This is a genomic window from Hyunsoonleella ulvae, from assembly GCF_016827605.1.
GTDB lineage: Bacteria > Bacteroidota > Bacteroidia > Flavobacteriales > Flavobacteriaceae > Jejuia > Jejuia ulvae.
On the sequence record NZ_JAEPJQ010000008.1, the window covers coordinates 1 to 14,974 of the forward strand.

Genomic DNA, 14,974 nt, shown 5'->3' on the forward strand with positions numbered 1-14,974 from the left:
TTATTAGAAACAAATTGATCGCTCGCATCTTTGCTGTGATACAAAGGCAAACACCGTATGTAGACACTTTGAGGTTTGTAGCCTAAATTTTAACAAAAATTATTTGGAGCAATCATAGAATACGCGGTGCTAGCCAAACGTCATTTCAAACAAATTGAAGCCATGTCCTAAATTCAAGACATTACTTACTCGCATGCTACTAGTCATGTCGACCTTTCGACTCCGCTCAAGATAAACTTTAGGAGACATCACATAAGAGTAAGAATGGTTTGTTGTTAAAATAATGCGATTTCTCAAAGCTTCGCTTGTATCGTCAAACAAAATATATTTTATTCTTGATAATGTTCGAAATGATTAAGCAACATAAATCAAAACACGTTAGTCATGTCGACATGAGGCACGATTGAGACATCACATAAGAGTAAGCACGAATGGTTGTCAAAATAATGCGATTTCTCACATAAGTTCGAAATGACTAAGCAACATAAATCAAAAAGCCGTTAGTCATGTCGACAATAGGAGACATCACACACTAACTTTCGTTTTGTCATTCCTGCGCAGGCAGGAATCCACTAATACAACAAGTAGTTTTAATTTAAAGTACTATAGTTTGCAATAAATAAGTAATGTTGTTGCTTTTTATCGCAATTGGTACGCTCAATTAAAATGATTAGAAAAGCTAAATCAAGACAAGATAGCAATGTCAATATAAGGTATAATTGATGCATCATGTTACAATTATTACATTCAGCAAACTTCATGTTTTTAATGGTTAAAAGTCAATCTTTATTAAACACGAGCTTCCTATATTTTTTGCGCTTTTTTTTAAAATTATAGTATCTTCGAGTTTTAAGTAAAGCCTTAATATTTTATCAAAATATATGGACGGATCAAGTCTAACACCAGAACAGGAAAAACTAAACGCTTTAAAACAAGTGTTGCCAGAAGTATTTGCAGAAGGCAAAGTTGATTGGGAAAAACTAAAAGCTACGCTTGGAGAAGATATAAACTTCTCTAATGAACGCTACGTGCTGAATTGGGCAGGAAAAAGCGAAGCCTTTAAAGTGTTACAAGCACCAACTACAAAAACACTTGTACCAGCCAAAGACGAAAGTGTAAACTTTGATGAAACCGAACATATTTTTATTGAGGGAGAAAACTTGGAAGTATTAAAAGTGCTTCAAAAAAGCTACTTCGGTAAGGTAAAGATGATTTACATAGACCCACCTTACAACACAGGAAACGACTCGTTTATATATCCCGACAAATTCTCTGAGACCAAAGACGAATACGAAAAACGAGTTGGCGACAAAGACGAAGAAGGCTATATGACCAAAGACGGGATGTTCAAAAAGAACAGCAAAGAAAACGGACAATACCACAGCAATTGGCTCAATATGATGTATCCAAGATTGTTTTTAGCAAAAAACCTTTTGAGGCAAGATGGAGCTATTTTTATTTCAATAGGAGATGATGAAATTGGTAATCTTCTGAATTTGAGCAACGAAGTATTTGGAGAGGAAAACAAACTTGCAACGTTTGTGTGGAGAAGTGATGGAAATATTGATAATCAAGCCAAAGTAAAATATTGTCACGAATATATTTTGGCTTATGCAAAAAACATTGAAGTATTTCCACACCCAGAAGTAATAGACCCAAATATTGATGAATCAAGTAAGTTGTTTAAAGAAGAAATTAGAAATACAATTATTAAAAACGGTCCTAAAAATCCTTTACAACAAATACTATTACCTAAAGGATTTCCAGCAAACTTCAAAAAGGGTACAATTGAAGTTTCTAATATTAATTTCCCAAAATACAAAGCCAATCTTGAAATTGAAGATTTTAAATTAAAAAAGCCTGTTTTAGCTGAAAGCGGTTGGAGTAGTAAAAGACAATTAGAGCTTTTTATTGAAAATGGGTTTGAGGCCGTTCTCGACACCAAGAATCAACAAGTTCTGTTTGAAATTACGGAAAATGGTGCGATTGAAACAGTCAAAAAAAGAAAGGAAAATCAAAGCCACGTTATTTCATTTATAAATAATGTTGGAACCACTCAAAGTATGAGTGCTTTTCTAAATAGCAAGAACTTATTTTTTGACTATCCTAAACCAGTAGGCTTAGTTAAATATTTAATTTCTATGATTAATGATGATGATTTTATTGTCTTAGATTTTTTTGCGGGTTCAGGCACAACTGCTCATTCTCTGCTTGATTTAAATAAAGATGGTAAAAAAAGAAAGTTCATTTTGGTTCAGTTAGATGAAAAAATAAAAGAAAATTCAAAAGCTAAAAAAATGGGATATGATACCATTTCATCTATGACAATTGACAGAATAAAATCCAATATTGACGATATAAAGGAAGAAAACAAAATTGCGAGTAACCTATTCAGTAAATCGCAAGACTTAGGATTCAAAGTCCTAAAACTTTCAGACAGTAACTTTAAGCAATGGCAGCAAATTACAGGAAAGGATAAAGAGGCTTTAGAAGAGCAAATGAAACTCTTTGTTGACCCAGTTGCGAAAAACGCCACCACCGAAAATATGGTGTATGAACTATTACTGAAAAGTGGTAAAGACTTAAACAGCACCATTGAAGCCAAAGACGGTTTTTATGTAATCAATGAAACTGAACTCATTTTGATTTTGGAAAAAGCCGACCAAGAACTCATTGATGCAGTAATTGCCAGCAAGCCACAAAAAGTAATCGCTTTAGACAAGCTATTTAAAGGCAACGACCAATTAAAAACAAATGCGTCTTTACAAATGAAAGATGCAGGTATAGAATTTAAAACGATATGATAGATAATTTTAGAATTGATGAATTATGGATTTTATGAATGGTTTTAAATATGGCGATTTCGCCATAATTAGAAAGGTGTCAAATTCGAGAGGTTTAAACGCTTCGAAATCGATGCTTTTAAAATGAAGCACATAAATGAATAAAAAGAACACAACCATACAGGTACAGAATCTACCAATTACCATTTCACAAATAGAAAATGAAGACTATATCTCACTTACAGATATGGCAAAGGGTAAAGAAGGTGACGGACGAGCTGCTGATGTTATAAAAAATTGGATACGCAACCGCTCTACCCTTGAATTTTTAGGCGTTTGGGAGCAAATGAACAATCCTAATTTTAAAGTGGTCGAATTCGACCACTTTAAAACCCAAGCAGGTTTACCCAGCTTTGTGTTGAGTCCTGGCAATTGGATAGAAACCACCAATGCCGTTGGTTTAGTGGTAAAAAGGGGGAAATACGGTGGCACTTATGCCCACAAAGACATAGCTTTTGAATTTGGTTCTGCCATAAGCCCTGTTTTCAAACTATATCTAATTAAAGAATACCAACGCTTAAAAGAGGTTGAAAACAATCAATACAATTTAGAGTGGAATGTAAAACGAGTGTTAAGCAAAGTAAATTACACCATTCAAACAGATGCTGTTAAAGACTACATTTTACCACAATCTAATTATACCAAAGAAACCGAATGGCTTGCCTATGCAGAAGAGGCTGATATTTTGAATGTAGCATTATTTAAGTGTACAGCCAAGCAGTGGCGAGAAGCCAATCCACAACTAACCTTAGAAGGTAACAACTTACGAGACATTGCCAGCATTAACGAATTGGCAGTTCTATCGAATTTAGAATCTGCCAATGCTGATATGATACGAGAAGGAATAGGCAAACAAGAACGCTTTAATAAGCTATATAAAATTGCACAGTACCAAAAAGAAATATTAGACAAACAGGACTTTTTAAAATCCATTAAGAAAACGTCTGATGATGTGTATTTAGATTCAAATAATTCGTCAGAATTATGATTTTTAAGATGAAAGGATGATAAGATTATGAAATATGAAGAAATAACACATAAAATTATAGGTTGTGCTATGAAAGTTCATTCGACATTGGGAAATGGTTTTCAAGAGGTCATTTATCAAAGAGCTTTAGCAATTGAAATGGAAAAACAAGGATTAGGTTATCAACGAGAAATGGAAATGAGCATACTTTATGAAGGAATTGATATAGGTACAAGGCGAGTAGATTTTTTTGTTGAGGATTTAATTATGGTTGAGCTAAAGGCTTTAATCAAATTAGAAGATGTTCACTTGGCTCAAGCAATGAACTATTGCCAAGCGTATGATTTACCTATTGGTTTACTTATCAACTTTGGATCAAAAAGTTTAGAGTTCAAAAGGGTTTATAATGTAAATCACGCTGAAAACAAGAAGTACATAAAAGATAATCCTTCAATCATAAAATCCAAAAAATCCTAATTCTGACAGATGAAGTTAACGTTTGATTCTAACCTACAATATCAGCAAGACGCCATAAAGTCCATAACCAACTTGTTTGAAGGGCAACCCTTGGAAGATTCCATAATGGAATTTAACCTAAAGGAAGAAGGTACTTTAGACCTAATAAATGGCGTAAGTAACAACCTAATCTTATCAGATGAGCAAATCTTAAAAAACTTGCAATCGGTTCAAGAACAAAACGAGATTGAGCAAAGCAAAGATTTGGACGGAATGCACTTTTCTGTTGAAATGGAAACAGGAACAGGAAAAACCTATGTGTATTTGCGTAGCATTTACGAACTCAATAAAGCCTACGGTTTTAAAAAGTTTGTAATTGTAGTTCCGTCTGTGGCTATACGAGAAGGTGTTTTGAAAAACTTGGAAATCACGCACGAGCATTTTCAAAACTTGTACGACAACATTCCACTCAATTTTCAGGTGTACGACAGTTCAAAAGTTTCAACTTTAAGAGGTTTTGCCACTAATAATAACATTGAAGTTTTGGTAATCAACATTGATTCATTTGCCAAAGACCAGAACATTATTAACCAACCACATTACAGAGCCAATGGGCGAAAACCCATTGAATTTATTCAGTCTGTAAATCCGTTTGTAATTGTGGACGAGCCACAAAATATGGAAACTGAAAAGCGTATTTCGGCTATTGAAAACCTAAATGGGCTTTGTACACTTCGCTATTCGGCAACCCACAGAAATCAATACAACCTTACTTACAGTTTAAATCCTGTAAAAGCCTATGATTTAGGCTTGGTAAAACAGATTGAAGTAGATTCAATAGTTGAAGAAAACGCATATAATGATGCTTTTGTACAGGTAGATTCTATCAAAGCGACCAAAACGAAAGTTACTGCCAAAGTTTCAATCAACGTAAACGATAAAGGAGGCGTAAAAAAGAAATCGGTTTCCGTAAAAGTTGGAGATGATTTATACAAACTTTCTAATGAGCGTGAAATTTACTCAGATGGCTATATCATTGAAGAAATAGACGCAACCAATAATTGTATTTCAATTTCAAACGGAAATCTTTTGTACAAAGGCGACAGTCAAGGCGGATTAAATGATGAAGTGATGAAATTTCAAATCCGAAAAACAGTTGAAGAACATTTAAAGAAAGAAAAACGTCTAAATAAATTAGGGATAAAAGTGCTTTCGCTGTTCTTCATTGATAAGGTTGCTAATTACAGACATTACGATTCAGCAGGAAATCCGCACAGAGGAAAATTTGCAGAATGGTTTGAAGAAATCTACCAGGAATACATTTCAAAACTTGCATTTAAGGAATTAGATAGGTTTCCAGTTAATGAAGTTCACAATGGCTATTTCTCACAAGACAAAAAAGGAAAATTCAAAGACACTTCAGGAATAACAAAAGCAGATGATGACACTTACAGTCTGATAATGAAAGACAAAGAAAAGTTGTTGGATATTGATAATTCGCTTCGCTTTATATTCTCGCATTCAGCACTTCGTGAAGGTTGGGATAATCCTAATGTGTTTCAGATTTGTACGCTGAACGAAACGAAATCAGACATAAAAAAACGTCAAGAAATTGGAAGGGGTTTACGATTAGCGGTAAAGAAAACAGATGATGGAAAATTGGAAAGAACTTATGACCAAAACATAAACCGTTTGACAGTTATCGCCAACGAATCCTATGATGATTTTGCCAAAACCTTACAAAAAGAGATTGAGGACGATTGCGGAGTTGAATTTAAAGGCAGAATAAAAAACAAACGAGAACGAACAGCAATTAAATACCGAAAAGGATTTGAAGCTGACCCAAAATTCTTGGAGATATGGGAAAACCTGAAAAAGAAAACGACTTATCGAGTTGACTATAAAACAGACGAGTTAATCACTTTAGCTTCAAAAGCAGTTAAAGGTTTACCAGAGATTAAAGCACCTTCCATTCGTTCAACGAAAGTCAATATCAGTATGACAGACGAAGGCGTTGAAACAATGTACGCAGGAGATAAAGTAGAATCTTATGACAGTTACTCTTGGAAAATTCCTGACGTTTTAGGTTATATTCAAAGTAAAACAGAGCTTACTCGTTCTACCATTCAAGAGATTTTGAGCAAGTCAGACAGAATTGGAGATATTTTAATCAACCCACAACTGTTTTTAGACTTAACAACACAAGCCATAAAACGGACTTTGTACGATTTAATGATTGAGGGAATTAAATACCACAAAATTGGAGGTGCTGAATATGAAATGACTTTGTTTGAAGCTCAAGAATTAGAGGTCTATTTAAATGACTTTTCATTTAAAGTGACAGACAGTTCTAAAACAATTTATGAGGAATTTGTGCCTTTAGATTCAGGAGTTGAAAGCAAGTTTGCTCAAGACTGTGAATCGAGCGACCAAATTAAGTTCTATTTCAAACTTCCGAATTGGTTTAAAATTCCAACACCAATTGGAAATTACAATCCTGATTGGGCTTTGGTATTTGAAGATGATAAGAAAATCTATTTTGTAGCGGAGACTAAAGACACAGGAACGCCAGAAGTTGATTTATCAAAACTGAGTGGAGACGAACAGCTGAAAATTAAATGCGGAAAAGCCCACTTTAACGAATTTGAGGAAATGGAATATAAAGTAGTGAATAAAGTAGGGCAGCTAATTACTTAGATTGTCTTTTACTTTACGCAACCATCACTTAAACCTTACCCCAACCTCAGTAAACGTAAACCCCGCCGCTGTGGCAGAGGCTATATTACTTCGTATCATTTTAAGTTATAGTATATTAACTTAAATAATATTTTTAAAAATAAAGAATTGGATAAAGAAGCAGTTATTGCATTTTTTGCAACAACTGCTTCTGATGGAAAAACTTATCAAGTAAACTACTATAACCATTATACTCAATTACAGATTTGATCTTTTAACCCATCAGAAATAGCTTGCGCATATTGCCTTACTTTATACCCGTTACCAGGAGGATTAATAAAGAAAAAGAATTGCCAAATAAATCCACCAGCTAAACGATTTTGAGATTTGTTTTGCCAATCTTCATATTTCATCTTGGCTTCTGATGGTGTGTATTGGCCTAAAGCTCCCGAAGAATTAATAGATTCTATTCCAGGCACAATAGGAATGGAAGGAAACTTTTCTATCCATACTGAAGGATCATTTCCGTATCCTCCATCATAGCATTGCAGATGAAAACGTTCTACAACACCGTTATATTTGGAAACATATTGATACCACTCTTCCCATCCTTCCAAATAATATGGTGCAGCTGTAAGTTTTAAACCCACTTTAATAGCCGCTAGTGTTACTGTTTTTACCTTTTCACTTGTTGCTATTTCTTGTTCATTATCCATATCAATGCCTGTCAATCCATTTGTTTTTAACCAAAGCATAACACTATTTAGTGTTGTTGAACTCATAGCAGCTAAAACTTCAATTGCTGAGTCGCCAAGGGAAAAATAGACATCCGAAATATTATTCTTTGAGGTAAATTCGAATAAAACCGATATCCAGCTAGAATCTCCAACGTACGTGCCATTCGAATTAAACATAGGAGAAGTAGGGTCGTTATATACGATTCCTCCTTTATAACCATTAGGTCCAGAAATAATAAGTGAATTAATAGAGGTATCTTTATAGTAGCTTGAATATTTTGTAACTTCGTTGGAAGGATATGCATTACGAGAATACATTGCAATAGTTTGTTTTATAAGACCCATATTTTTTGTAGTTAAATAATTTTACATAAAAGTCATTCCCCTACCAGGGAATGACTAAGTTTTTATTTTATGAATAGTGCATGATTATGCTGTAGTGGTCTGTAGAAGAGTAACAGAAGTTTTCTCATACGAATCACATTGAGGAGCACTTCCATACCATGGCGTTCCACTAAAGAATACCGCAGTGTTAGCACTAAAATCTTTATCCGCGCTTAAGTACATTGGCTGTCTACAAAAGAAAAAGAACGTAATGTTGGGATTTGCTTCTGCATGTACTTTGGCAGCTTCAACAGAAGTTCCAGTAATGGTTTCAATGTGATTATCCCAAGAAGCACCACCATACTGCGCTACATCAGAGACAGTTTTCCAAGTTGTCTTTGAAGGATTAATGGCTGCTTTGTAGGCTTCTGATGCCGATTTGATACCATTAAAATACTCTTTGTATTTAGGTTTGATATTATTTTCAAGATCGTTACACATTTGCTTACATTGATCAACAACATTTACGATATCAAGAATATTGAATACCACATCCACAACAGACATTACAACAACAACGGCTGCAGCAAATTTTCCAACCGCGTCCATCGCCTCAAATGCACTAACGCCAACTTCCTCAGCAGGAATACCTGCGTCTCTAGCTGCTGTTTCTATAGTTTTTGTTGCGATATTCAATCTATTCTTCAGAATCAAGATAGATATTCCTCTTACTAATTCAGTTCCTACTTTAGCTGCTGCTGGTGGTGTCCAACCTACTAATGAATTCATGAATTTTTCAACATCGGCATCAGATTTTGCACTAAGGTTTAGCTCATCCAATGCGTCATAGACCTGATTGATTTCACTACTATTGTAGACAATTCTTGCGGACTCAGCATAAGTTCTAAAAGTCGCTGCGTCTAATTTACCTGCTTTTCTTTGCACCTCAGCCATGAACTGCATTAAATTAGCTCTACATGTCTTGGTATCAAGACCTGCAGGTGCTTTAGATGCAATTAAATTATTGTTCTTTTTGTATTGCGCTACGTAATTTGCAACACTGGGACCAATCTTATTCGAAATATCGGTATCAGCAGTTTGTAATTTGTTGTTCAGTTCTTTTGACTTATCCGAGATTACTTTTTCTTCAATAATTGCGGTAGCTTCAAGAGCAGCAAAAGCAGCCATTCCCAAACCAAAAGACCAGATTGAAGCTACAGCTGCAGCATCGGCTGCTATCTTGGTAGCATCAGCCGCAATTGTTCTATCTCTTACTTCCATTGCCAAGCTTTCCAATTCAGAAAATTCAGAGTTAACTGCACTTTCTGCATCAAAATCGCCGACATTTATGAATAGTGTTTGCTCTTTGATAATATCATCGATGTTACCATCACTCTCGGTATCCCAAGTTGACATATAGTTTAAATAGGTTATTAAATCAGTACTTGCCATGTTTTTAAAATTTTATAATTTCCCTACTCTATTTAAAATAGGCTTTTCGGTTCCGCCTTTTTAATCACAAAACTGATAGTAGCTACTCAATCGAATAATTTGTTTTGGATATAATGTAAAGTTTAGGAATTATTGACTTGAATTTTAACAAAATGGCATGACTGCTTGATTTTTATGTATGAGTAGGATAATTCTATGTATAAGAGAAAAAAATTAGCACAATAAATAGTGTAATTGTGGTTTAGAGTTTAAACCCAAGTTTTGATTCTTTATAAAAAGGGGGGTAATTCGAAAGAATTAAGAGTTCAAATTCAGCTATTAGGCTTATGAGATATGTTACTGGTTACTTTTAAACCAGTCAACTTACACAAATACCACTTAAATCGCACCCCAACCTCAGTAAACGTAAACCCCGCTGCAGTAGCTGATGCAATATTGCTACGGGTGCCATAAAGGTTTAATAAAGCACGTTCAGAGAATTTATAACCTAATTTACCTTGTACGCGGTAGGTACTTTGTTTAGCATCGTCTTCAATAAACTGGTAACCTGTGGCCGCAGTCAGTTCGTAAAACCATGCTTTGGGTTTGGTAATGGTTTCGTCTTTTATCAAATTAATAAATACCTCGCCTGCATTAAACCGTTCTGGACTAAAATAAATAGTAGGCACTTGGTTTTTAAATGTAATGTATTGGTAGTTTAAACCAGCTTTTAAACTTGGTTTTGCTAAAATGTTGTAGTACAATGAGGTAAATAATAAGTTTCTGGCATTATCATCGCTTTGTGTGGTGTAATAGTATTGCGTAAACCAGCCTAAATTAAAGTTGGTATTTAGGCTGTAATTGGCGTAAAAGTTGTTCATGACAATTTCACGATCTAATAAGTCCGCATTAAAATTTTGTACCTCCCGATTATAACCAATATCCAACACTTGCAGTTTAAATGGTTTTATTTGAAAAGACGCATCTGCCAATAGCTGTGTAAAATCTCCAGTATCTGCTTTTGCAGCTGTAACACCGGCAGTACCTTTAAACGTAATATTTGGTAATAACTGATATGCTAAACCTAAAACAAAATTATTTGATGTGGCTTTGGCATCAGTAACCGCATTACTCGTGTTTCTATAGCCATAACCAGCTAACCATTTAAATGTTGTAGACGTTGGAAATTCTATATTCGCTTGAAATGCATGGGCTTCATTATCGCCATTATCAAAAGTATAAGATGCTTTGGTTTCAATAAAAGGTGTAAACATCGTGTTTAGGGTTTTTATAAACTGTGTGGCATCTTTTTGCTTATCGTAAAATGTTAAGGTGTTGTTCGCAGATTTATAAGCATCGTCATATCTACCTAAAGCTTTAAGGGTGTTAGCTTTTCCTAAATTACCATCAAAAGAGGAACTATCGTTCTCTAAAATACGGTTATAGTCCGCTAAACTTTTCTTAAAGTCGCTTTTATAAATATTTAAAGTAGCACGTAAGGCCAATACCCAATTTTCATTTGGTTTGCTTTCTATTAAGCTATCAATTAAAGTTTTAGCAGTTTTAAACTTTTTATTCCAAATGAGTGCTTGTGCGTAGCGTTCAGTAGTTTGTTGTACCAATGTTGCATCTGTAGTATCCGATAAATCCATAAAGGCTTGCTCGCTTAATTTTAAAGCGTTTTTTTCTTTACCATTTAAGTGTTGTGCTAAAGCTAAACCGTTTAATGCTGTAAGTTTGTTGTCTAGATTTTGTGCGAGTATGTTATAAGTTTCAGTAGCTTTATCTAGTTCCCCCATAATTAAATACAGATTAGCCAAATTCAAGAGCGTGTCTTTATCATCTTTAAAAAGATTTAGATTTTCTTTTAAAAGGCGTTCTGCTTCCTCATAATTTTGTGCCTGTTGGTTTTGGTACGCATATCCTAAATACATATATTTTTTAGAGGTTAATGCATTTTGGTTTCCTGGAGAAACGTTTAGAGCTTTATCAACATAAACTAAAGCATCAGTATATAATTTTAAGTTAGATAGCGTATTGGCATAACCTAAAAGCGCAGAAAAATCGTCATCATTTTTCTTTATTAAACCCTCATAGTATGTTTTTGCAGAAGTAAAGTTTTTATCCCAAAGTAAACTTTCGGCATAATTTAATTGTACCTCAAAATCGTTAGGGTAGGTGTTTAGTAATTCTGTAAAGATACTCACAGCCTTTTTAGAATTACCTAAGAGTCCAACAGCTCTTCCATAACATAATTGTGCTGTTTTATTGTTTGGATGTGTTTTTAATACCGTTTTAAAAAACGATTCTGCTTTTGTGTATTGTCCAGTCTCTAAATAATTATAGCCAGTTTGCATATCCTGCGCATACGCTAAAGTGGTTATAAAAAATACGAGCAATACATTGTAAAAAGTAATACGCATTATTGGATTTTTTGTGATACTGCAAGTTAAGTCTAAAACTTACTTAATTCATCTACAGCAATGGGCCATTTACCGATATAAAACTGCTATTCGTTACAGCTAATAATACTTTAACGCTAAACAAAACCTGTTGAGCACTTAATTTATTACGTTAGTTAAGTGTCTAGCCCAAAAAAAGTTGTTTTATTTATAATGCAATGCTATTTGCCCAAGTTGACCTACGATTTTAATAGAATCTTTCATAGATAGTTTAGACCCATCTGCATGAATCCATCGTTTTAGAGGTTGTTCACAGATATAGGAAATGGCTTTTTTCTTTCCATAATGCTTTCGCATGCGTATAAAGATTTCAACATCAAAAATCCAAGGACTTATAAACTTATCATTAAACATGTGTTTTACAATGTCTTTATCCATAATTTTTGCACCACATTGTGTATCGTTAAAAGGCATGCCTAAAATGGTTCTTATAATAAGGTTTATGGTTTTGCTAATTATTTTTCTGGCCGATTCTTTAGTAATATCTGCACCCATTCTACTCATTCTAGAACCACTTACAATTTTAAAATCAGATGTTTCTATGGTTTTTACTAAATCGTCAAAATCTCTAAAATCTGTAGATAAATCGGCGTCTAGATACCCTATATAATCCAATTGCGCATCTTTAGCTAAATGTAAAACGCCTTGTCTAACCGCTTCGGCTTTTCCTCCATTTTTTTCACAATTATATACGCTAATATTGGTTTCTCTTCCCTTTTGTAGGTTATTTAAAACTTCTAGTGTATTATCGGTACTGCCATCATTTACAAAACATAAATGGTAGCCCAGATTACTGTTTACAAAATCAATAAATTCTTTGCTTAATAAACGTTCCTCTTCATTATAACAGGGAATAACCACACCCACACAGCGCTTTTGTAGCATTTGGTCTTTTGTGCCCTTGTTTTGCAGTTTATCTATTTTAATCCCAAATATTCTAGAGATTCTTACAGTAACTTCGTTTAATGATACAGGCTTTTTCATGTAATCGTCAATACCTAAATCAAAGCCATCAATTATTGTGTCTTCACTAGTATTTCCAGAAAGCACTAAAATTTTTACATCAGATTTTTTTTCGAGTCTAATATGTTTTACAACATCTAAACCAGACATACCGTCCATATTTATGTCTACAATTACAATGTCGGGTTTGTAGGTATCAAAGATTTCTAGACCTTCTTCTCCTGTACTAGCACATTTAATACTGAAACCTAAATCGGTTAAATGCTTTTCTAATGACAGCAATATGAGTTGCTGATCATCTATGGCTAAAATTTTTATCATTTTGGTAGGTTTTGGGTTGTTGTTTTATGCTGTAGTGTTCTTTTTTACAACATAAGATGTCGTAAATATAGTTATTATTTGAAAGAAATATACTATTTTTTTTGATTTTTTATCGATAAAATGTATATTTGTTCGTTTTCGTGTCAGTTTTTACATAAAGCTAACGAAGAAAATGCCAACCCAAAATCTATATACTATGAAGTTAGCCATTGTGACTGCCTATCCCCCAAGTAAGGTTACTTTAAACGAATATGCCTACCATCTTATAAAACATTTTAGGCAAAAAGAAGAAGTTTCAGAACTCATTTTATTATGTGACTTTACTGAAGAATCAAAAGATATTGAATTTGATGCTCAAGGTTGTAAAATTACAGTAAAAGAGTGTTGGACTTTTAATAGTTACAAAAATATAATAAGTGTTACAAAAGCAATAAATGCTACAAAGCCAGATGCTGTATTGTTTAATCTACAATTTATGAAATTTGGAGATAAAAAAATAGCTGCTGCACTAGGGCTTATGCTACCATATGTATGTAAGCTTAAAAGAATACCCAATATAGTACTACTACATAATATCTTAGAAGAAGTAGATCTTGGAAGTGCTGGTTTTACATCAAATAAAATACTAACCAAACTATATGGCTTTATTGGTACTACGTTAACTAAGTTAATTCTTAAGGCTGATGTTGTAGCTGTTACAATGCAAAAGTATGTTTCTATTTTAGAGGATAAATACAAGGTAAATAACGTTAAATTAATACCTCACGGCACATTTGAAATCCCTGAAGAACCAAATTACATAACACCATCTAACCCAATGCAAATAATGGCTTTTGGTAAGTTTGGCACTTATAAAAAGGTAGAAGCTATGATTGAGGCTGTTGAAAAAGTACGAAAATCTACAGATTTAAATCTAGAGGTAGTTATTGCAGGTACTGATAATCCCAATGTTCCTGGTTATTTAGATCAGGTTAAAGAAGCTTATAAAAATGTACCACAAATACGCTTTACTGGTTATGTAGAAGAAAGTGAAGTTCCTGTGTTATTTAATGAAAGCACAGTGGTTGTTTTTCCTTATACTTCTACTACCGGAAGTTCTGGTGTATTGCACCAAGCGGGAAGCTATGGTAAAGCTGTTGTAATGCCAGATTTAGGAGATTTGGCTTCCTTAGTTAAGGACGAAGGCTACCAAGGCGAGTTTTTTGATCCTAAATCAGTAGATAGTTTAGCTAAAGCTATTGAGAGTATTGTTACAAACAATGACTATAAAATAAAGTTAGGGCAAATTAATTATAGAGCAGCAACAGCTCATCCTATGTCTGATATAGCAGAAATGTATCTAAATACATTTAGGGCTGTTAGAGCCTAACCCCAATTTTTAATCATTCATCTACAGTAAAAAGCGATTGAACGAAATTCAATTAGCGTTCATGCCTTTTCCTAAGATATTTGGTATATAACAAACTAATTACCCCAATTATTATTAACCACTTAAACTCAAAAATTATGGCACTTAAAATTACTCAAAAGAAAGATACTTTTTCAGTATTTGGTATTATCAACAACACTACAGCTTTAAACTTTCAAAACCATATAAGTTTAGCTATTAAAGATGTTAAAGAGTTAATTATTGATATTGAAAATGTAACAAGCATTGATTCTGCTGGAATGAAAGCTATACGAACCATATACGCAGATTGTATGGCTAATAACAAAAGAATCTATATTGTTGGAACAGGATGCAAAGAAGTATATGACGATTTGTATGTAACTAGTGTAGCTTGATAGCATAAC

At 33.8% G+C, this 14,974-nt stretch carries 10 protein-coding genes; 6 read left to right on the top strand and 4 right to left on the bottom strand.

From position 1 onward, the window contains the following. The first annotated feature begins 881 nt into the window (after positions 1-881). The 4 genes from JS605_RS16010 (at position 882) to JS605_RS16025 (ending at position 6,963) form a co-directional block, all read left to right on the top strand. A complete protein-coding gene (locus JS605_RS16010) occupies positions 882-2,804 on the top strand; it encodes a site-specific DNA-methyltransferase (RefSeq protein WP_203258739.1) in 1,923 nt (640 codons plus the stop codon). 136 nt (positions 2,805-2,940) lie between these two features. Further along, positions 2,941-3,831 (top strand): KilA-N domain-containing protein, encoded by an 891-nt coding sequence (locus JS605_RS16015; RefSeq protein ID WP_203258740.1) that lies wholly within the window; start codon positions 2,941-2,943, stop codon positions 3,829-3,831. 27 nt (positions 3,832-3,858) lie between these two features. After that, positions 3,859-4,287, top strand: coding sequence for a GxxExxY protein (locus JS605_RS16020; protein WP_203258741.1), 429 nt, complete (start codon positions 3,859-3,861; stop codon positions 4,285-4,287). A 9-nt stretch (positions 4,288-4,296) separates the two neighbouring features. Beyond that, complete coding sequence (locus JS605_RS16025; protein ID WP_203258742.1) at positions 4,297-6,963, top strand: restriction endonuclease; 2,667 nt, start codon at positions 4,297-4,299, stop codon at positions 6,961-6,963. Positions 6,964-7,196: 233 nt separating this feature from the next. Here JS605_RS16025 and JS605_RS16030 read toward each other — a convergent pair whose 3' ends face one another. The 4 genes from JS605_RS16030 to JS605_RS16045 all read right to left on the bottom strand — a co-directional run bounded on the left by JS605_RS16030 (position 7,197) and on the right by JS605_RS16045 (position 13,177). Further along, on the bottom strand, positions 7,197-8,024 hold the full coding sequence (locus JS605_RS16030) for a hypothetical protein (RefSeq protein WP_203258743.1): 828 nt from the start codon (positions 8,022-8,024) through the stop codon (positions 7,197-7,199). A gap of 84 nt (positions 8,025-8,108) precedes the next feature. Then, the gene (locus JS605_RS16035; protein WP_203258744.1) at positions 8,109-9,455 is read right to left on the bottom strand and encodes a hypothetical protein; all 1,347 of its coding nucleotides are present in this window, start codon (positions 9,453-9,455) and stop codon (positions 8,109-8,111) included. A gap of 311 nt (positions 9,456-9,766) precedes the next feature. Continuing rightward, positions 9,767-11,857, bottom strand: a complete 2,091-nt coding sequence (locus tag JS605_RS16040; protein ID WP_203258745.1) for a tetratricopeptide repeat protein — start codon at positions 11,855-11,857, stop codon at positions 9,767-9,769. Between the two features lie 183 nt (positions 11,858-12,040). Then, positions 12,041-13,177, bottom strand: coding sequence for a response regulator (locus tag JS605_RS16045; protein WP_203258845.1), 1,137 nt, complete (start codon positions 13,175-13,177; stop codon positions 12,041-12,043). A gap of 199 nt (positions 13,178-13,376) precedes the next feature. On the opposite strand from JS605_RS16045, the gene JS605_RS16050 reads away from it, so the two are divergent. Continuing rightward, the gene (locus JS605_RS16050; RefSeq protein WP_203258746.1) at positions 13,377-14,549 is read left to right on the top strand and encodes a glycosyltransferase; all 1,173 of its coding nucleotides are present in this window, start codon (positions 13,377-13,379) and stop codon (positions 14,547-14,549) included. Positions 14,550-14,686: 137 nt separating this feature from the next. Further along, on the top strand, positions 14,687-14,965 hold the full coding sequence (locus tag JS605_RS16055) for an STAS domain-containing protein (RefSeq protein WP_203258747.1): 279 nt from the start codon (positions 14,687-14,689) through the stop codon (positions 14,963-14,965). The last annotated feature ends 9 nt before the right edge of the window (positions 14,966-14,974 follow it).